This is a genomic window from Variovorax glucosi (assembly GCF_051216695.1).
Taxonomy (GTDB): Bacteria; Pseudomonadota; Gammaproteobacteria; order Burkholderiales; family Burkholderiaceae_C; genus Variovorax.
Genome location: NZ_JBPJZE010000002.1, coordinates 1,098,628 through 1,117,352, shown reverse-complemented (window position 1 = coordinate 1,117,352; position 18,725 = coordinate 1,098,628). Strand labels below are relative to the sequence as shown.

Genomic DNA, 18,725 nt, shown 5'->3' with positions numbered 1-18,725 from the left:
GCCATGCCCCAGACCACCGGAACGCGCCGCCTGCACCTCAACGTCAACATCCTGCATTCGGGCTTTCTGCCGTCGGCATGGCGTCCGGCCGGCAGCGATCCGCGTGCATTCATCGACATGAAGCACTACACCCGGGTCGCACAGATCGCAGAGGCAGCAAAGCTCGATGCGGTGTTCCTCGCGGACAACGCGGCCATCGTCGACCAGATCCATTTCCGGCCGATCACGGCGCTGGAACCGACCGTTCTGCTCGCAAGCGTTGCTGCGGCAACGACGCACATCGGCCTCATCGCAACCGCCTCCACCAGCTACAACGAACCCTACAACATCGCGCGGCGCTTCTCCACGCTGGACCACGTCAGCGGCGGCCGTGCCGGCTGGAACATGGTGACCACGGCCGACCTCGCCTCGGCACGCAACTTCGGCCGCGACGCGGTCCCCGATCACGCACAGCGCTACGCGCGCGCGGCCGAATTCACATCGGTCGTCAAGGCGCTCTGGAACAGCTGGGAGGACGATGCTTTCATCGGCGACAAGGCCGCCGGTCGCTTCATCGATGCGGCCAAGGTTCAACCGATCGCGCATCGCGGCGAGTTCTTCTCGGTGCAAGGTCCGCTGAATCTGCCGCGCACGCCACAGGGCCATCCGGTGCTGGTACAGGCGGGCGGATCGGGCGACGGCCGAGCGCTGGCGGCGCGACATGCCGAGGCCGTGTTCTCGGCTTCCCAATCGTTCGAGGAAGCGCTCGCCTATGCGCGCGACCTCAAATCGCGCGCCGAGGCGCTGGGTCGCGGACCCGAGGCGATTCGCGTGCTGCCGGGCCTGACGACCATCATCGGCGACACCGAAGCCGCAGCGCGCCGCCGCCGCGACGAACTGGTCGAACTCATTCCGTGGGACTACAGCCTCACCCGCCTGGCAGGCATCCTCGGCATCGCGCCCGAGCGCCTGAAGCTCGACGAGCGGCTGCCGGAAAACCTCTCGCTGCCCGGCGCCGGCAACGGCAACCACACCTTCTTCAACGCGACGCTGGCGACTGCACGGCGGCTCGACCTCACCGCGCGAGAGTTGATTCGCGAGCTGGCGGGCGGCGGCGGACATCGCGTAATCGTCGGCACGCCGGAGCAGATCGCCGACGACATCGAGCGCTGGTTCCGGGCCGGTGCGGCCGACGGCTTCAACCTGATGCCCGACGTGCTGCCGGACGGCCTGCAAGCCTTCACGGACGGCGTCGTGCCGATCCTGCAGCGACGAGGCATCTTTCGCACCGAGTACGAGGGCGACACGCTGCGAGATCACCTCGGCCTCCAGCGACCGGCCGGCCGGAGCGCAGAGCGCGCGGCTGCATAAGGTTGTGCGTTTTAAGTCGTTTGAACACAGCTTGGCCGGAGGCATAGTCACGCCTCTTTCAATCACGACATGCGTTTCGACATGCCTTTCCAGATGCTGACCTCCCTCCCCCGCCGCAAAGCGCTCGTCGCTGCCTTCTCGCTGGCTTCCGCCTCACTTCTCGCAACCGGCGGCATCGCGCACGCACAGGACAAAAAGACGATCAAGGTCGGCGTCTCCGTCGGCAGCGGCGAGCAGATCTTCGAAGTGGTGAAGAAGGTCGCGGCGCGCGACGGCCTCACGCTCGACGTGATCGTCTTCAACGACTACCAGTTGCCCAATGCGGCGCTATCGGCCGGCGACCTCGATGCCAACGCCTTCCAGCACCAGCCCTTCCTCGACAACCAGAACAAGTCGCGCGGCTACGATATCGTGCCGGTCGCGCTCACCATCACGGCGCCGCTGGGCTTTTATTCGCGCAAGCTGAAGACCATCGATGCGCTGCCGGACGGCGCCACGGTCGGCATCCAGAACGATCCGTCGAACGGCAACCGCGCGCTACTGCTGCTGCAGGAAGCAAAGCTGATCACGCTGAAGCCCGAAGCGGTCAAGAACAACACGGCGACGCCGCTCGACGTCGTGACGAATCCGAAGAAGCTCAAGCTGGTCGCGCTCGATGCGGCGCAGCTTCCGCGTTCGCTCGACGATCTGACCATCGCCGCCATCAACAACGACTATGCCGAGAAGGCCGGCCTCACGCTGGCGAAAGACAGCGTGATCAAGGAGTCGCCGAAGGGCCCCTACGCGAACATCATCGCGGTGCGTCGCGCCGACAAGGACAAGCCCTGGACGCAGCAGCTCGTGAAGGCTTACCACTCGGCGGAAGTGAAGACATTCATCGAGACGAAATTCAAGGGCGCGCTGGTGCCGGCTTTCTGATTTCCTGACCTGCACAGACCGATGTCTTCACCTGCCTCGCCGACCTCCGCCGACCTTTCGCTGCGCTTCCAGCCGGTGTTCGACCGCATCGCACAAGGCGCCCTGCAGCGCGAGGGCGACCGCGCGCTGGCCTACGAGCCCATCGGCTGGCTGCGCAACGCTGGCTTCGGTGCGGTGCGTGTGCCGGTCGCGGCCGGCGGGCTCGGCGCATCGGTCGAGCAGTTCTTCGATCTGCTGATCGCGCTCGGCGAGGCCGACTCCAACCTGCCGCAGATCCTGCGTGCTCACTTCGGCTTCATCGAGCGTCTCTTCGCCGAGGCCGATCCCACACTGCACGCTCCCTGGCTGCGCCTCGCGGTGGACGGCACGATCTTCGGCAACGCCACGACCGAACTCGGCCACGGCGCGCTCGGCACATTGCAGACGACACTGCGCCGCGAAGGCGACGATTGGCTGCTGGACGGCGACAAGTTCTATAGCACCGGCACGCTCTACTCGGACTGGATCGCCGTCGCCGCACAGCGCATCGGTCCCGACGAAAGCGCGGGAGAGCGCGTGCTTGTGCTGGTGCCCGCCGACGCGAAAGGCGTCGAACGCGTGGACGACTGGCGCGGCTTCGGCCAGCGCCTGAGCGCGTCGGGCACGACGCGATTCCGACGCGTGCGCGTGGACCCGGCCCATGTGCTGCCGAGCGCACGCACCGGCCCGACGCCGATGACGGCTTTTTTCCAGCTGGTACACCTCGCCACGCTTGCAGGCATCGCACGCGCCATCGAGCGCGACGCAGTCGCCTTCGTGCAGGTGCGCAAGCGCGTCTACAGCCACGGCGCCGGTGCGACGCCGCGCGAAGACCCGCTGGTGCAGCAACTCATCGGCCAGCTGGCCAGCACCGCTTTCGCCGCGACGGCGACTGTCCGCGCAGTGGCTTCAGGTCTTGGCGACATCGACCGGCTGCGCAATGCAGGCCAGCCGGTTCCCGTCGAACTGCTGGTGGACGTGGAACTGCGCATGGCCAAGGCGCAGGTCTTCATCGGCGATGCGGTGCTGCAGTCGTCGACGCGGCTGTTCGATGTCGGCGGCGCATCGGCGTTGCAGGAAGACGTGCGGCTCGATCGCCACTGGCGCAACGCGCGAACGCTGGCGTCGCACAACCCGGTGATCTACAAGGCCCGGGTTGTGGGGGACCATGCGTTGAACGGGATCGACCCGACTTTCTACTGGTCGGTGGGGGCGAATGCGGGCTGACAGAATGAGTGATCCCATTCAAATCGACAGGTCCGAAGAAAATGAAAATCACCACCTGGAACGTCAACTCCCTCACCGCCCGCCTCCAGCACGTGCTCGACTGGCTCGCCGCCAACCCGGTCGATGTCCTGTGCCTGCAGGAGCTGAAGATGACCGACGACAAGTTTCCGCTCGAAGTCCTCAAGGCGGCAGGCTATGAAGCCGCCGTCTTCGGTCAAAAGACGTACAACGGCGTCGCGCTCCTGAGCCGCTTGCCGCTGCGCGACGTGACGAGAAACATCGGCGGCTTCACCGACGAACATTCGCGCGTCATCAGCGCCACGGTCGACACTGCGACCGGTCCGCTGCGCATCGTGAACGGCTATTTCGTCAACGGACAGGCGCCGGGCAGCGACAAGTTCGAATACAAGATGCGGTGGCTGACAGCTCTGCGCGACTGGCTACAGAAAGAGATCGCGGCGCACCCCGATCTCGTGCTGCTCGGCGACTTCAACATCGTGCTAGAAGACCGCGACAGCTTCGACCCCGAAGGCCTGCGCGAAACCATCCATCACACGACCGAGGAGCGCGACCACTTCAAGGCATTGCTGGCGCTCGGCCTGACCGACGCGTTCCGGCTGTTCGATCAGCCGCCGAAGAGCTTTTCGTGGTGGGACTACCGGATGCTCGGCTACCAGAAGAATCGCGGCCTGCGCATCGATCACATCCTCGTGACGGCGCCCGTCGTGCCGCGCGCCGTGGCTTGCAGCATCGACCGTGTGCCGCGCAAATGGGAGAAGCCCAGCGACCATGCGCCGGTGACGCTTGAAATCGACGCCGCAGCGAGCTGATCGGCTCGCTGGCTTCGATCGCGCTCGTTCACTCCAGACCGAGTTCCTGGATCTTGCGGGTGATGGTGTTGCGGCCGATGCCGAGCTTCTGCGCGGCCTCGATCCGTCGGCCGCGCGTGTTGGCCAGCGCAGTGAGGATCAGGCGCGATTCGAAACGGCGCGACAGCGCGTCCCAGACGTCGTTGCGGCCGGATGCGAGCAGGCTCTGCGCTTCGCTTTCCAGGCCGCTCTCCCAGGCGCTGCTGTCCGGCGACAACGCCGTAGCACCCATGCCGACCGGATGCGCGAACCCTGCGGCGCCTTCGGCATCGGCCAGGGGCGCGGGATACAGGGCGGGCGCGGCGGTCACCATCGCAGCCGGAAACACCACTGCGGTCGATGTTTCCGAAGCGGCATTGGCTGCAGCGGCGGCGGCGGCGGATGCAGCGGACGCAGCTGCCGCCGCCACTCCGGTCGCCATTACTTCCGGCGGCAGGTCCTTGGCTTCGATCAGCTGCGCAGGCGCCATCACCGTCAGCCAGTGGCAGATATTTTCGAGCTGGCGGACATTGCCGGGAAAGTCGAATGTCGCGAGTTGCGTCAACGCCGCCTCGGCGATGCGCTTCGGCTCGACACCGAGCTGCTTGGCGCTCTGCTGAAGGAAATGCCGCGTGAGCGCCGGCACGTCTTCGCCGCGTTCGCGCAACGCAGGCAGGCGCAGTCGGATGACGTTCAGCCGATGGAAAAGGTCTTCGCGAAAGCCACCGAGCTTGACGCGCTGTTCGAGATCCTGATGCGTCGCCGCGATGACGCGCACGTTGGCCTTGACCGAGTTGTGACCGCCGACGCGATAGAAGTGACCATCGCTCAGCACGCGCAACAGACGCGTCTGCAGATCGAACGGCATGTCGCCGATTTCGTCGAGGAATAGCGTACCGCCTTCGGCCTGCTCGAAACGACCGCGGCGCATGGTTTGCGCGCCGGTGAAGGCGCCGCGCTCGTGGCCGAAGAGTTCGCTCTCCAGCAGATCCTTCGGGATCGCCGCCGTGTTGATGGCGACGAACGGGCCGTTGGTTCGCGGCGAATGCTTGTGCAGCGCGCGCGCGACCAGTTCCTTGCCGGAGCCTGATTCGCCGGTGATGAGCACCGTCACGTTGCTCTGCGACAGACGCCCGATGGCACGGAACACATCCTGCATCGCAGGCGCCTGACCGAGCATTTCCGGCGCGGCGGCCATGCGTTCTTCAGCCACCTCCTCGCGCATGCTTTCCTCGACGGCACGACGAATGAGTTCGACAGCGCGAGGCAGGTCGAACGGCTTCGGCAGGTATTCGAAAGCGCCGCCCTGGAACGCCGACACGGCGCTGTCGAGGTCGGAGAACGCGGTCATGATGATGACCGGCAGGCCCGGATGCTTGGCCTTTATCTTGTCGAGCAGGTCGAGCCCGGAACCGCCGGGCATGCGGATGTCGCTCACCAGGACCTGTGGTCCGAGCGCTTCGTCGCCGGCTGCAGCTTCGAGCGCCGCCAGCACTTCGCGGGCATTGGTGAAGCTGCGCGTCGGCAGGTCTTCGCGCAGCAGCGCCTTCTCGAGCACGAAGCGAATCGATTGGTCGTCATCTACTATCCAGATCGGCTTCATGCAGTTCCCTTGTCGTCCGGCCTCTACGGCAGCGGTATCAGTAATTTGAAATCGGTTCGGCCCGGCACGCTATCGCACTCGATCACCCCATGGTGCTGTTGCACGAAGGTCTGTGCGAGCGTGAGTCCCAACCCTGTTCCGCCTTCTCTTCCCGACACGAGGGGATAGAAAATTCGGTCCTTGATTGCGCTCGGCACACCCGGCCCGTTGTCGATGACATGCAATTCCAGTGCCAGTCGATACCACTGCTTGTTGAATATGACCTGACGGGCGATGCGTGTCTTGAGGGTGATCTGCGCATCGCCTGCAGCACGGCGCTCGGACAGCGCCTGTGCCGCGTTGTGGACGATGTTGAGCGTCGCCTGGATCAGCTGCTCGCGATCGCCGCGAAACTCCGGGATCGACACGTCGAAATCGCGCTCGATGTGAAGGTCGCGCGGAAACTCCGCCAGGATCACCGAACGCACGCGCTCGCAGACTTCGTGGATGTTCACGTCGCCCACCACATGCGGCCGGCGGTGCGGCGCCAGGAGTCGGTCGACCAGCGACTGGAGCCGATCGGCCTCATGAATGATCACCTGCGTGTACTCGATCAGATCGCGCGACTCGACCTCCATCTGCAGCAGTTGCGCCGCGCCGCGGATTCCGCCCAGCGGATTCTTGATCTCGTGCGCCAGGTTGCGGATCAGCTCCTTGTTGGCCTGCGCCTGGTCGAGCAGTCTTTCTTCGCGGTCCTGCTTGACCTGCTGGTCGAGCGGAGACAACTCGATGATCAGCTCGCCGACCTTGTCGCTCTGAGCCAGCGTGATCTGCACCGGCATCATGTCGTGATTGACGCGGCGCAAGAACGCTTCGTAGCGCAGCGTGGCGAAATCATTGGCACTTGCACCGTCCAGCGCCGTCTGGAGCACTTGCGGCTCGTTGAAGCAGGCGCCGAAGGACGAGCCCTCGAGCGTCCGGCGCGATGTGCCCAGCACGTCTTCGAGCGCCGCGTTCGCGAACAGCACCAGGCCGTTGCGGTTGACGACCGCAATCAGCGTCGCCAGCAGATCGAATGCCTGAAAACGTTTCGAGGAAGAGGCCGGCTTGCCGAAGACCATCAGGGTGCTCCGTTGGCCGGCAGTCGGCCGAGCTCACGCCGGATGCCGGCGATGTCGCTCTCGTTGCGCGTCAGTTCGGCTTTCATGTCGGCCACGCGGTCCAGGTATTTCTGATAGTTGCGGGCCTCGCCGCCCTGCTTATCTGGCTGACCGTTGTTGTAGTCGCGAAGCAGTTCGACCTGCCGCGATTCGGCCTTGCGGAGTTCGGACTGCAGCACCGAACGGGCTTCGCCGTCGCGCGCACGCTGGTCGGAACCTTCGACACGCGGGCTGCCTGCAGGACTGCCGCCCGGCGCACGGACCGCCGGATTGGCTGCGGCTCCGCCACCGGAAGCCGGACGCGGGGACTGCACGACCGTGACGTTGCCGCCTTCCATCACCTTGCAGCCCTTTTCCTTGGCTACGGCGGCGTTGTTCGTGTATTCATTGCCGCAGCGCCAGACGCGCTCCTGCGCGACGGTGGGCAAGGCCGCCAGGGACGCGGCCGACATCAGCAAAAGCAGGAACCTGGTCTTCATGGTCGAGAGAATGAGAAGTTGGACAGCAAAAAGGCATTCTCATGCATTCCTGGTTCTGTTCGTCCCAAGCCCCGACGCCAATGAAAAAGGCGGCCGAAGCCGCCTTTGTTCCGGTGCAACCCCCGTCTTGCGACAGGGGTAAGCATCACAGCGAGTAGTACATGTCGAACTCGGCAGGATGCGTCGCCATGCGCAGGCGCGTGACTTCCTGCATCTTCAGTTCGATGTAGGCATCGATGTAAGACTCGGTGAACACGCCGCCCTTGGTCAGGAAGGCGCGGTCCTTGTCGAGACATTCGAGTGCCTGGTCGAGGCTGTGGCAGACGGTCGGGATCAGCGCGTCTTCTTCAGGCGGCAGATGGTAGAGATCCTTCGTGGCCGCTTCGCCCGGATCGATCTTGTTCTCGACGCCGTCGAGGCCGGCCATCAGCAGCGCGGCGAAACCGAGGTACGGGTTCATCAGCGGATCCGGGAAGCGTGCTTCGACGCGACGGCCCTTCGGATTCGCGACGAACGGAATGCGGATCGATGCCGAACGGTTCTTGGCCGAGTAAGCCAGCTTGACCGGTGCTTCGTAGCCCGGAACCAGGCGCTTGTAGCTGTTGGTGCCGGGGTTCGTGATGGCGTTCAGGGCACGGGCGTGCTTGATGATGCCGCCGATGTAGTGCAGCGCGAATTCCGACAGGCCTGCATAGCCGTCGCCGGCGAACAGGTTCTTGCCGTCTTTCCAGACCGACTGGTGCACGTGCATGCCGGAACCGTTGTCGCCGACGATCGGCTTGGGCATGAATGTGGCGGTCTTGCCGTAGGCGTGGGCCACGTTGTGGATCACGTACTTCTGCAGCTGGACCCAGTCGGCGCGCTGAATCAGCGTGCTGAACTTGGTGCCGAGTTCCATCTGGCCGGCGTTGGCCACTTCATGGTGATGCACTTCGACCGGGATGCCGAGCGATTCGAGCACCAGGCACATTTCCGAGCGCATGTCCTGGAAGCTGTCGACCGGCGGAACCGGGAAGTAGCCACCCTTGACAGCGGGACGATGGCCGGTGTTGCCGTGCTCGTATTCCTTGTCGGTGTTCCACGAAGCTTCTTCCGAATCGATCTTCACGAAGCAGCCCGACATGTCGTTCTTCCAGCGCACGCTGTCGAACACGAAGAATTCGGGTTCCGGTCCGAAGTAGGCGGTGTCGCCCAGGCCGGAAGCCTTCATGTACGCCTCTGCGCGCTTGGCAAGCGAGCGCGGATCGCGCTCGTAGGCCTTGCCGTCGGCCGGGTCGACCACGTCGCAGGTCAGGATCAGCGTCGTTTCTTCGAAGAACGGATCGATGTTGGCGGTATTCGGGTCGGGCATGAGCTGCATGTCCGATGCTTCGATGCCCTTCCAGCCGGCGATGGACGAGCCGTCGAACGCGTGGCCCGAAACGAACTTGTCTTCATCGAAATGCGAGACCGGCACGGTGACGTGCTGTTCTTTGCCACGGGTGTCGGTGAAGCGAAAGTCGACGAACTTGACCTCGTTTTCCTTCACGAGCTTCAGTACGTCGGCGACGGTCTTTGCCATCAATTTCTCCTGGTTGGGTTTGGTTTGGTCTGCAGGGGGGAGGGAATGCAGTTTCTGTGCCATTGGCTGCAAACGAGTTATTTGCAACCGATTGCGGGAGAGTACTTATCGGCTATCGGGCCAGATCACACCAGTTTGGTGCGGCGTAGGTTATCGCACCAACTCAGGGCCGAGACGCGCGTCAAAACCGTGCAAACCTTCCAAAAGCTGTGCATAGGCCGCTTCGATCAAGGCCCGGTCGCCCTTGACGCCCAGCTCGATGTGCCTTCCGTGCACCGGATGATCGACGCTTGGCAGGCTGAAGACCTTGATGCCCGGGTGCGCTGCCTCGATGTCCTGCATGAGCGGTGTGAGCGTCGCTTCCATCGCGCCGTAGACCACCACCGATTTCTCGATGGACTGACCGTGCGCGAAAAGATCCGCATAGCGCGTGTCGAGCACGGTTTCGATCATCGGCCAGGCCATCACCGGAAAGCCGGGTACGAAATGCACGTCGCCGACGCTGAAGCCGGGAATCTTGTTGTACGGATTGCGGATGATCTCGGCACCGGTCGGGAACACGCCCATGTTCAGGCGATGGACGTTGTCGGGCCGGTCCGGCTCGTACGTCAGGCCTTGCTCTTCAGCGGTGTCCTTGATGCGCTCGCGGATCAGCACCTCGGCTTCCGGATGCAGCAGCAGCGGCACGCCAAGCGCGGCCGCCGCGCATTGCCGCGTGTGATCGTCGGGCGTCGCGCCGATGCCGCCGGTGGAGAACACGACATCGCCCGATGCGAAAGCACGCGCAAGTGCGGCAGTGATGCGGGCCGGCTCGTCGCCCACGTATTCGGCCCAGGTCAGCGACAGGCCGCGGGCGGCGAGCAATTCGATGAACTTGGGCATGTGCTTGTCGAGGCGTTTGCCCGAAAGGATTTCGTCGCCGACGATGATCAAACCGAAGTTGCGGCTCATGGGAGGGTCCTTTGGATGGAAGATGAAGCTGCGGGAGCCGTTGAATCGGACGCGACGACCAGCGCATCGGGCGATGTCGCGACCGACGCTGCCGACGCTGGCGATATGGCGCGCTGCGCCCGCAGTTGTGCCAGCGCGTCCAGCGTGTAATGCGCAAACCATAGCGCCGAGAAGGCGAAGACCAGCGTGTAGATCCAGATCGCCAACGGCACCAGCACGAAGAATGCGGCAGCGAACAGCAGCCCCGACGCCCAGACGATGCTCGGCGCCGCGCCGAGATAGCCGCACAGCACGCCCATCGCCAGCAACGGCATCCGGTGGGTGCGCAGCAAAGTCGCGCGTTCCTCTGCGTTGGCATGGTCGGCCAGCGCATCGAAACTCATCACGCGGTAGGTGAGCCAGCCCCAGATCAGGGGCGGCAGAACCAGCACCAGCGGCGGGATCAGCCACAGCGGCATCGACACCAGCAGCGCCACCAGCGCCAGCAGGCTGAGGCCGAGCGAACGCGCGACGCTGCCGACGAACGAAGCGCCCTTCTTGCGTTCCAGCGTCGTGAATCGCCTGTCGGCAACGAGCTCGGTGAGCGCCGGCGCCATCAGACCGGCAACCAGCAGCAAAGCGACGAGGACGATCACCGGCGTCGCAGCCAGCACCACGACCAGCGGCGCCAGCATCGATGCGATGTCGCTGGAAAACAGTCCGCCGAGCCAGCCCCAGAGACTCGACAGCAGCGGCCACGCGTCGAGCGCGCCGCGCGTCCAGATCACGGTCGAATTCCAAAAGAAATAGCCGAATACCGCAGCCAGCACCGCCATCAAACCGAGCGGCACCAGCGAAAGCAGGATCACGCGCGGGCGGAGGCAATAGGCGACGGCGCGCCAGAAAGAATCGAGTAGGAGTCGCATCGGGTGCCGAGGATAACGCTGCGTAGCCGACCCTTGCGTAGTCCAGAGACGGTCCTGCCGGCAGAGTGCGTTGTCGGTCAGCCGCGCCCGACGAGGCGCAGCAGTCCCAGCCATTGCTGCGACCAGAAGCCGCGACCGTATTCGCGCACCCGGCCGTTCGCGTCCGGCTCGACCTGGTCACGGATGCCGGTCGGCTCGTAGCGTCTCGAGAAATCGCCGGTGCGGAACAGCATGTCCCACCATGGCAGAAGCACGCCGTAGTTGCTGCCGTGGATTTCGCCCTGCCCCCGTGTCTCGTGACCGTCGCCTTCCGCACCGTAGTCGCCGATTCGATGGTGCGTGCGATGGAATCTCGGACTCACCCACAGCCGCTCGCCGATGGCACCGAAACTCATCCGCAAGTTCGCATGCTGGAAGCTCTCGCTGAGCTGCATCAGCGCCACGATCGCGATGAACTGGCCCGGCGCCACACCGATCAGCTGCGCGACCACCACGATGATCGTGTCGTGCAGCACGTCGTCGAGCAGATGGTTGCGGTTGTCGCTCCACATCGTCATCTGGCGCTGCGAGTGGTGCAGCGAATGCAGTCCCCACCACCAGTTGAAGCGGTGCTGACCGCGATGGATCAGGTATTCGACGAAGTCCAGCACCACCAGGTAGATGACGACGGCCACCAGCGGAATGTCGGTGATTCCCGGCACCAGTTCGTCCAAGTGCAGCGTGCCGACACCCGAGGCGCGCAGCAGGCCCAGCCATTCGTCGAAGAAAGGCTGCAGCAGCAGGAACATCGCCACCCGGAATATGCCGAGCCGGTGAATTGCCGTGTAGAGAATGTCGAGCCGGATGCCCGCGCGATCGGTTACGGCCTCGACCGGACGCCAGCGCTGCAGCGGCCCGATCACCGCGATCAGCACAAGCAGCTGGAGCAAGCCGACCAACAGCCAGCCGGTCGCATCGAAAGCATCCTCGACGCGACCTCCGAGCCCTACCGCATAGACCAGCGGCTGCATGAGGGTCTCGAAAACCCACTGCTGGCAAGCCGCGAACTGGTCGGTCAACCATTCCGTCATTTATGTCTTTCGATCCATTCACTGTAGGCCGGATGGCGACGCAGCGTCTGGAAGCAGAAGCCCTTGGCCTTCAGGCCGACGATCAGCGGTTCCAGCACCGCCGGCGCCCACGGATCCTTGCGCGACCAGATGCCCAGGTGCGCCAGCAGAATGTCGCCCGGACGAATGCCGTCGAGCGCCTGCTGCAGCAAGCGCTCGTTGCTGAATTTCTCGCTCGGCAGCTCGTCGCCCAGGAAACCGGCCGGCGCCCAGCCGACGTACCTGAAGCCGCAGGCTTCGGCGGCGGCAAGCAGCTTCGGCGATGTCTTGCCGCCCGGCGCGCGGAACAGCGGCAACGGCTTCTTGCCGGTAATCTGAGCGATGCGGTCGCTCGCCCTGGAGATGTTCTCGCAGTACTGTGCCGCGCTCCAGGTGAATTCCCGGCCCGCGAACGCGCCGGCGGACGGCCGGATCCGGAAGCTCGGTGCCACGCCGCGTTCGTCACCGCGCCAGTACGCATGGTCGTAGGTGTGCGATGCGAACTCGTTGCCCTCGGCGGCTCGCGCCTTCCACCAGGTAGCCCAGTGGTTGTCCAAGCTGTCGCCGTCCGTCGTCGTCCGCTCGGCCGCGACGAAGAACGTGACCCGCACGTTCTGCCGCGCCAGAACTTCGGCCACCAGCGGCGCGATGCCCATGTGGCCGGTGTCGAAGGTCAGATAGACCGGTTTCTCGCAGGCGCCTTGCGCAGCGGCGCCCAGGCACGCAAAAACGGCCGCGCAAGCCAGCGCAGTTTTCGCGCTAGCGTTGCTTCGCATGGTCGATCGTCCAGACGCCGTGCGGCGAGCGTCCCACATTCACCTGCAGTTCCAGCTTGCGCGTGGTCAGGTCGACCACGCTGAGTTTCTTGGCCCAACGCGAAGTCACATAAAGGCGCTTGCCGTCGGCAGACACGTCCATGCAGTCGGGACCGCCCGGTACGGCGTAGCTTTCGATGACCTGCAGCGTCTTGATGTCGATGCGGCTGATGCTGTTGGCGACGCGATTGCTCACGAAGACGCTGCGGCCGTCTCCGGCGGAACGGAACGCATGTGCGCCCTTTCCGGTCAGGATCTTGCCGACCGCCTTCGGCTGCGGGCCGGCGACGTCGAACACCTGCACGCCGTCGCTGCCGGTCAGGCCGACCAGCAGCGTCTTGTCGTCATGGACACCGAAGATGTCTGCCGGCATCGGACCGGTCGCCACGCGCCAGCGGATCGTCTGCGTCGCCAGGTCGACGGCGATCATCTCGTTGCTGTCCTGCATCGTGACGTAGGCCACGGTGCTCGCGTTGTCGATCCAAATGTGGCTCGGCGTCTTGCCGGTGACGATGCGCTTGGCAAGCTTCAGCTCCTTGCCGTCCCAGCGATAGATGTCGACGTGATCGAGCCGGTTTGCGGCGGTCACGAACCACTTCATGTCGCGCGAGAACTGAAGCTGGTACGGATCGATGATGCCGTAGACCGTGCGCTGGATTTCCGCCGTGCGTGGGTCGAGAAAAGTCAGCGAATCGCCAGCGGAGTTCGCGACGATCAGCGAGCGCTCGTCCGGCGTCATGTACAGATGGTGCGGCTCCTTGCCGGTCTGGATGCGCTGCTTCTCGGCCCATGTGAGCGGATCGATCACGCTTACCGTGGCGTCGAGTGAGTTCAGCACGAAAAGCGGCGGCGGCGTGGTCGCGGGGGTCGCTGCGGTTGCGGCCTCGGCGGACTTCTCGGGAAACAGCCCCGTGGCGGCAACCGCGAAGGCAAGGAAAAAGGCCGCAAGACGGCCGGTCGACGGGACAGAAAATAGCAAGGGGAAATTCCAGAAAAAGCGGTTTTGAGCTTAACGCCCGACACTTGCCGTAGGCTGACCTCAGCGTGCTTTACGCAACGCTTCGACCTCGTCGTGCGTCAGCCAGCGCCATTGGCCGACAGGCAGTTCTGTCGTCAGTTCCAGCCCGCCGATCCGCGAGCGATGCAATCCCTCGACGCGGTTACCGACCGCAGCCAGCATCCGCTTGACCTGATGGTACTTGCCCTCGGTCAGCGTGAGCCGCAGATGCAGCGGATCGACGGCTTCGCAGGCAGCGGCGCGCACGGGCTTGGGGTCATCGTCGAGCACCACGCCGGCCAGCAGTTTCGCCACCTGCGCCTCGTCGATCGGATGCTTGGTCGTCACCTCGTAAACCTTGGGCACATGGTGCTTCGGCGAACCCATGCGGTGGATGAACTGGCCGTCGTCGGTCAGCAGCAGCAGCCCGGTGGTGTCCTGGTCGAGCCGGCCGATCGCCTGCACACCCTGCACTGCGCCCTTGTTCGGCCGAAGGCGCAGCGGCGAAGGCAGCAGCGTGTAGATGCTCGGATAGGTCGACGGCTTCTGCGAGCATTCGGTGCCTGCCGGCTTGTGGAGCATCAGATAGGCTTTGTCGTGAAACTCCCAGGCCGTGCCCTGCACAGTGAACGCCATGCCTTCGAGCGGCTGGCCGTCCGCAGCCGGCAAATCGGTGGCCGGATCCCGTACCGCAACGCCATCGACCGTCACAAAGCCCTGTTGAACCAGTCCGGCGCAGACCCGGCGCGTGCCGAAGCCCTGGGTGTAAAGAATTTCCTGCAGCTGCATCGATGACAAATAAGAGAACGAAAAAACGTCCGCAGCGACATGCCGCGGCCGCTTCGGATTGTCGTTCAGTACCCGAGCGCCAACCCACTGTTGCGCCGTGGATCGTTCGCGCCGTAGAAACGGTTCTTGCCGACCGGCTTGCCGCCGAGCGACGGCGCACCGACGATGATCGCCGCCAGGTGATTCGCCGACTGCGGCACGCCCAGGTTGTGGCCCATGTCGACCAGCAGCTTGCGGGTGTCGGGGCTCAGCGCGTACGTTTCGACGTTGGTCACGTCGGGCAGCCATTGCTGGTGGAAACGCGGCGCGTCGACGGCTTCCTGAACGTTCATGCCGTAATCGACCACGTTCAAGATCGTGTGCAGCACGGCGGTGATGATTCGGCTGCCGCCCGGCGTGCCGACCACGAACACCGGCTTGCCGTCCTTGCTGACGATGGTCGGGCTCATCGAGCTGAGCGGACGCTTGCCGGGCGCGATCGCATTGGCCTCGCCCTGCACCAGGCCGTAGAGGTTTGGGACGCCGATTTTCGACGTGAAATCGTCCATTTCGTTGTTGAGCAGCACGCCGGTGCCGCTCGCCATCACCTTTGCGCCGAACCAGTCGTTTAGCGTGTAGGTAACGGAAACCGCGTTACCGAATTTGTCGGTGATCGAATAGTGAGTGGTGTTGCTGCCTTCATGCGGCGCGACGCCGGGCTTGATGTCCTTCGACACGCCGGCTTTCGCCGGGTCGATCGCTGCACGCACCTTCTCGGCATAGCCCTTGTCGAGCAGACGCTCCATGGGGTTCTTGACGAAATCTGGGTCGCCCAGGTAGCTGTTACGGTCGACGTAGGCATGGCGCATCGCCTCGATCTGATAATGCACCGACTGCGCCGACCGAAAGCCCAGTTCCTTCAGCGGATAACCCTCGAGGATGTTGAGCATCTCGCAGATCACCACACCACCCGAACTCGGCGGCGGCGCGGAAATCACGCGGTAACCGCGATAGTCGCATTCGACCGGCGCCAGTTCGCGCGTGCCGTACTGGTCGAGATCGGCCTGGGTGATGATGCCCTTGCCCGCCTGGCTCGACGAAACGATGGCGCTGCCGACCGGACCTTTGTAGAAACCATCGGTCCCGCGCTGGCTGATGGCCTTGAGCGTCCGGGCCAGGTCCTTTTGAACCAGTTTCTGGCCCGGCGCGAATGGCTCGCCCCTGTTCAGGAAAATTGCACCTGAATCCTTGTCCATCCTGAATGCGGCAGTCGCCGTCACAAGCATGTCGACATCGCCCTGATCGAGCACGAAACCCTTGTCCGCCAGTTCGATCGCCGGCTTGATCAGCGCCGAACGTTCCAGCGTGCCGTACTTGGTGCGCGCCGTCTCCAGTCCAGACACCGTGCCCGGCACGCCGACCGCTAGATGACCGGTGGTGCTCAGTCCCTTGACGACATCGCCGTCCTTGTCGAGATACATGTTGGCCGTCGCAGCCAACGGTGCTTTTTCGCGGAAATCGAGAAAAGTCTTGCGCCCGTCTGCCAGTTGCACCGTCATGAACCCGCCGCCGCCCAGATTGCCCGCTGCGGGGTAGACCACTGCGAGCGCGTAACCGACAGCGACTGCTGCATCGATGGCGTTGCCGCCGCGCTTGAGCACGTCGACGCCAACCTTGGTCGCCAGGTGTTGCGCCGTGACGACCATGCCGTTCTCGGCACCGACCGGCGCTTGAGACGCTGCGTGCGCCACGCCGTCGAAAGCGATCATCTGCGTGACAAGCGCAACTGCGCACAACGAAGTCTGGATTGCTGTTCGTCCGGGTAGCGTCATCTTTGTGTCCTTCTTGGCATTTCGACGATTCGACCCGCGGATTGTGCTTCAGGCAACGAACAGCCCCTTTCGCTGCATCGCGTCCAGCGCAAGCAGCAGTTCGGTCCGGATGAAGCCTGCCGGCAGAGCCGCTCCGTCGACGGATTCGTTCCGAAACGTGAATTTCAAATCGCCGGCACGGGTGGCAGCCGCGACCTCGATCTCGAGTTCGTCATGTGACCGGCTGCCATCGGTCAGCGCCAGGAGGAACGCCTCCAACGAGGACAAGGTCACTCTCTCATGCCACTGGTTGCAAGCCAGTCTGGGCCGATCGTTGTGAGAAAAAGAATTGGAAGCCCGGCAGTTCGCTTCGAGCGCACGCGGCAGTTGCTGAAGATCGGCGGCGATGTCCGCCCGCTCGCGACGGCTGTAGACCGCGCCGCGTCGAACCAGACGCTCCAGCAGCGCCAGCGCCATCGGACGAACCTCGACCGCCGATCGATCGAGCTGCCCAGCGATGTGCGAGACGATTTCGTCGACGCTCATGCAGGCCGGAAAACGTCCATCGAGCACCTGCACCACTGCCTTGTGAACGGCGCTGGAAAGCAGGATCGATCGGTGGCACGGTGCCGAGCAAAGCTGCTCCCGGTCGTCGAGCGATAGCAGACTCCCGTCGAGCGTGGCGTAGAAACCGGCAAAGAACATCGAAGCCACCCGAGCGGGATCGAGACTGAAATCGATCTGGCCCGCCCTGGCTTCCTTGACGAACAGCGTCTGCCTGAAACTCCTGTTCGTGAAGAAGTCGATGTACTGCTCCATGACGACCTGACTCCCGCCACATTCGCGCAACAGAAAGTCGCGTATTGCGTCCGGGTAGTTCTCGGCAAACATCGACGACGACGCAGCTTCGGCGAGATAGGCAAGCCCATGGGCGCTTGCACGCGCCAGCAAGTCGGTGAAGTAACACGGCGCGTTGAACGGCTCGAGAAACTCATGCGAGATGTAAGCCGGATCGGCTGTGCGCACGAGAGGCTTCACGTCCTCGATCACGGTTCGCATGACGCTACCGGACTCGGATGTTTCGAGCAGCGTTGCCAACATGCCCATCCCCAGCGAAAGCCTTCCGGCAGGATCCGTACCCGAGCTGGCGCGCAAAAGCATCGCGTCGCGAGCGATTTCTCGCGTCTTCCAACCCGGATAGACGTTGTAACTGATGTACGCAACGCCATCGGGCGCCAGATTCTGGTTGCAGATCCGCAAGATCGCATCCTGTGCCGAAGGGGGTACCCAGCTGTAGACACCGTGACAGATGATGTAATCGAACTGCCCGAGCGACGCGGCGATGTCCGTGAGGTCTGCCACGCGAAAATCGATGTTCGTCAGCCCGGCGCGTTTAGCAGCATGGATGCCCGATTCGATCTGGACGGGCGAGAGGTCGATCCCGAGTGCGGTAGCGTGGGGATACCGGCCGGCAAATGGAATCAGGTTGCCGCCACCGGCACATCCCAACTCGAGCACACGCGCATATGCTGGATCAGGTGCCGACAGCCCGAAGCTGAAAGCTCTGGTTGCCAGGTGTTCAACCGCGCTTTGCGGAAACGGATGAGAGTCGTAAGGGACCTCATCGTAATACTTGGCCAGATCGTCGTTTGCTCGAATTGCCATTGCGAGGACCCTTGGAGTTGGTAACTCCCCGGACTGTAAAGTCCGGCCGGATCTCGAAATCGTGACAATTCTTTAGAGCGAATTTGACGAAAAGCACTCAGCCCAATAACAGCAAAGGAAAAGCCATATCAAGCGCACTTCCGCTTTTCTCCCGAGCGGCTCGGTTGAAAAGATCTCTCGAAATTTGGTGGAGCTGGGGGGATTCGAACCCCCGTCCGCAAGCCTTCTTCGCGCAGTTCTACATGTTTAGCGATCTGATTTAATCTTGCTCCCGGAGTCGCGCAGTCGCACGCTAAACCGGACGCCAGTACCCTTTTTTCTCGTTTTTACCCAAGGCACCCGGGCAAGAACCAGCCTCTGTGATTATCTTTGCAGTTCGAAAAATCAGGATTACTCCATCATCTCCTTACCCAGCCCAAAGGCAAGCTGTTGCAAAGTCGCTTCAATTAAGCAGCGAGTGCGAGTCTAAAAGACTTATCGTTTGCAGTTACGTTTTTGAATCTGATTAACGAGCGCATTCAGCTCGACATGCCCCGCAGCGCTTCCGAACCCACGTCGAAACCAGTGCAGCCCCAAGCCTCG

16 protein-coding genes and 1 other RNA gene are annotated in these 18,725 nt (G+C 63.5%); 4 read left to right on the top strand and 13 right to left on the bottom strand.

The features are described 5' to 3' along the window. Window positions 1–3 precede the first annotated feature (3 nt). The 4 genes from ACSFA3_RS13440 to xth all read left to right on the top strand — a co-directional run bounded on the left by ACSFA3_RS13440 (window position 4) and on the right by xth (window position 4,343). On the top strand, window positions 4–1,350 hold the full coding sequence (locus ACSFA3_RS13440) for an LLM class flavin-dependent oxidoreductase (RefSeq protein ID WP_435505939.1): 1,347 nt from the start codon (window positions 4–6) through the stop codon (window positions 1,348–1,350). 81 nt (window positions 1,351–1,431) lie between these two features. After that, the gene (locus ACSFA3_RS13435) at window positions 1,432–2,268 is read left to right on the top strand and encodes a MetQ/NlpA family ABC transporter substrate-binding protein (protein ID WP_435505938.1); all 837 of its coding nucleotides are present in this window, start codon (window positions 1,432–1,434) and stop codon (window positions 2,266–2,268) included. A 21-nt stretch (window positions 2,269–2,289) separates the two neighbouring features. Further along, the gene (locus ACSFA3_RS13430; RefSeq protein ID WP_435505937.1) at window positions 2,290–3,513 is read left to right on the top strand and encodes an acyl-CoA dehydrogenase family protein; all 1,224 of its coding nucleotides are present in this window, start codon (window positions 2,290–2,292) and stop codon (window positions 3,511–3,513) included. A gap of 41 nt (window positions 3,514–3,554) precedes the next feature. Further along, a complete protein-coding gene (gene xth, locus ACSFA3_RS13425; protein ID WP_435505936.1) occupies window positions 3,555–4,343 on the top strand; it encodes an exodeoxyribonuclease III in 789 nt (262 codons plus the stop codon). Between the two features lie 28 nt (window positions 4,344–4,371). Here xth and ntrC read toward each other — a convergent pair whose 3' ends face one another. The 13 genes from ntrC to ssrA all read right to left on the bottom strand — a co-directional run bounded on the left by ntrC (window position 4,372) and on the right by ssrA (window position 18,717). Then, a complete protein-coding gene (gene ntrC / locus ACSFA3_RS13420; RefSeq protein ID WP_435505935.1) occupies window positions 4,372–5,964 on the bottom strand; it encodes a nitrogen regulation protein NR(I) in 1,593 nt (530 codons plus the stop codon). 23 nt (window positions 5,965–5,987) lie between these two features. Continuing rightward, entirely contained in the window at window positions 5,988–7,064 is a 1,077-nt protein-coding gene (gene glnL, locus ACSFA3_RS13415; RefSeq protein WP_435505934.1) for a nitrogen regulation protein NR(II), read from the bottom strand. Beyond that, window positions 7,064–7,582, bottom strand: a complete 519-nt coding sequence (locus ACSFA3_RS13410) for a hypothetical protein (protein WP_435505933.1) — start codon at window positions 7,580–7,582, stop codon at window positions 7,064–7,066. Before ACSFA3_RS13410 ends, glnL begins: the two co-directional genes overlap by 1 nt. A 145-nt stretch (window positions 7,583–7,727) precedes the next feature. Continuing rightward, complete coding sequence (glnA, locus tag ACSFA3_RS13405) at window positions 7,728–9,143, bottom strand: type I glutamate--ammonia ligase (RefSeq protein WP_435505932.1); 1,416 nt, start codon at window positions 9,141–9,143, stop codon at window positions 7,728–7,730. A 150-nt stretch (window positions 9,144–9,293) separates the two neighbouring features. Next, window positions 9,294–10,094, bottom strand: a complete 801-nt coding sequence (locus tag ACSFA3_RS13400; RefSeq protein ID WP_435505931.1) for a competence/damage-inducible protein A — start codon at window positions 10,092–10,094, stop codon at window positions 9,294–9,296. Then, window positions 10,091–10,999 carry an EI24 domain-containing protein gene (locus ACSFA3_RS13395; protein WP_435505930.1) on the bottom strand — a complete coding sequence of 303 codons (909 nt, stop codon included), beginning with the start codon at window positions 10,997–10,999 and terminating at the stop codon, window positions 10,091–10,093. The genes ACSFA3_RS13400 and ACSFA3_RS13395 overlap by 4 nt, the downstream gene beginning before the upstream one ends. A gap of 77 nt (window positions 11,000–11,076) precedes the next feature. Beyond that, on the bottom strand, window positions 11,077–12,069 hold the full coding sequence (locus ACSFA3_RS13390; RefSeq protein WP_435505929.1) for a sterol desaturase family protein: 993 nt from the start codon (window positions 12,067–12,069) through the stop codon (window positions 11,077–11,079). After that, a complete protein-coding gene (locus ACSFA3_RS13385; RefSeq protein WP_435505928.1) occupies window positions 12,066–12,863 on the bottom strand; it encodes a polysaccharide deacetylase family protein in 798 nt (265 codons plus the stop codon). The genes ACSFA3_RS13390 and ACSFA3_RS13385 overlap by 4 nt, the downstream gene beginning before the upstream one ends. Beyond that, window positions 12,847–13,881, bottom strand: a complete 1,035-nt coding sequence (locus tag ACSFA3_RS13380) for a YncE family protein (protein WP_435505927.1) — start codon at window positions 13,879–13,881, stop codon at window positions 12,847–12,849. Before ACSFA3_RS13380 ends, ACSFA3_RS13385 begins: the two co-directional genes overlap by 17 nt. Before the next feature lie 60 nt (window positions 13,882–13,941). Next, entirely contained in the window at window positions 13,942–14,688 is a 747-nt protein-coding gene (locus tag ACSFA3_RS13375) for a pseudouridine synthase (RefSeq protein WP_435505926.1), read from the bottom strand. A gap of 65 nt (window positions 14,689–14,753) precedes the next feature. Then, complete coding sequence (gene ggt, locus ACSFA3_RS13370) at window positions 14,754–16,436, bottom strand: gamma-glutamyltransferase (RefSeq protein WP_435506224.1); 1,683 nt, start codon at window positions 16,434–16,436, stop codon at window positions 14,754–14,756. 111 nt (window positions 16,437–16,547) lie between these two features. Next, window positions 16,548–18,143, bottom strand: coding sequence for a class I SAM-dependent methyltransferase (locus ACSFA3_RS13365; RefSeq protein WP_435505925.1), 1,596 nt, complete (start codon window positions 18,141–18,143; stop codon window positions 16,548–16,550). Between the two features lie 185 nt (window positions 18,144–18,328). Next, window positions 18,329–18,717, bottom strand: a transfer-messenger RNA (tmRNA) gene (ssrA, locus tag ACSFA3_RS13360). Window positions 18,718–18,725: the final 8 nt, after the last annotated feature.

Bases quoted from the DNA above. Each gene is read 5' to 3' on its own strand.
- ACSFA3_RS13440 (WP_435505939.1), top strand. From the start codon at position 4: ATGCCCCAGACCACCGGAACGCGCCGCCTGCACCTCAACGTCAACATC.
- ACSFA3_RS13435 (WP_435505938.1), top strand. From the start codon at position 1,432: ATGCCTTTCCAGATGCTGACCTCCCTCCCCCGCCGCAAAGCGCTCGTC.
- ACSFA3_RS13430 (WP_435505937.1), top strand. From the start codon at position 2,290: ATGTCTTCACCTGCCTCGCCGACCTCCGCCGACCTTTCGCTGCGCTTC.
- xth (WP_435505936.1), top strand. From the start codon at position 3,555: ATGAAAATCACCACCTGGAACGTCAACTCCCTCACCGCCCGCCTCCAG.
- ntrC (WP_435505935.1), bottom strand. From the start codon at position 5,964: ATGAAGCCGATCTGGATAGTAGATGACGACCAATCGATTCGCTTCGTG.
- glnL (WP_435505934.1), bottom strand. From the start codon at position 7,064: ATGGTCTTCGGCAAGCCGGCCTCTTCCTCGAAACGTTTTCAGGCATTC.
- ACSFA3_RS13410 (WP_435505933.1), bottom strand. From the start codon at position 7,582: ATGAAGACCAGGTTCCTGCTTTTGCTGATGTCGGCCGCGTCCCTGGCG.
- glnA (WP_435505932.1), bottom strand. From the start codon at position 9,143: ATGGCAAAGACCGTCGCCGACGTACTGAAGCTCGTGAAGGAAAACGAG.
- ACSFA3_RS13400 (WP_435505931.1), bottom strand. From the start codon at position 10,094: ATGAGCCGCAACTTCGGTTTGATCATCGTCGGCGACGAAATCCTTTCG.
- ACSFA3_RS13395 (WP_435505930.1), bottom strand. From the start codon at position 10,999: ATGCGACTCCTACTCGATTCTTTCTGGCGCGCCGTCGCCTATTGCCTC.
- ACSFA3_RS13390 (WP_435505929.1), bottom strand. From the start codon at position 12,069: ATGACGGAATGGTTGACCGACCAGTTCGCGGCTTGCCAGCAGTGGGTT.
- ACSFA3_RS13385 (WP_435505928.1), bottom strand. From the start codon at position 12,863: ATGCGAAGCAACGCTAGCGCGAAAACTGCGCTGGCTTGCGCGGCCGTT.
- ACSFA3_RS13375 (WP_435505926.1), bottom strand. From the start codon at position 14,688: ATGCAGCTGCAGGAAATTCTTTACACCCAGGGCTTCGGCACGCGCCGG.
- ggt (WP_435506224.1), bottom strand. From the start codon at position 16,436: ATGATCGCTTTCGACGGCGTGGCGCACGCAGCGTCTCAAGCGCCGGTC.
- ACSFA3_RS13365 (WP_435505925.1), bottom strand. From the start codon at position 18,143: ATGGCAATTCGAGCAAACGACGATCTGGCCAAGTATTACGATGAGGTC.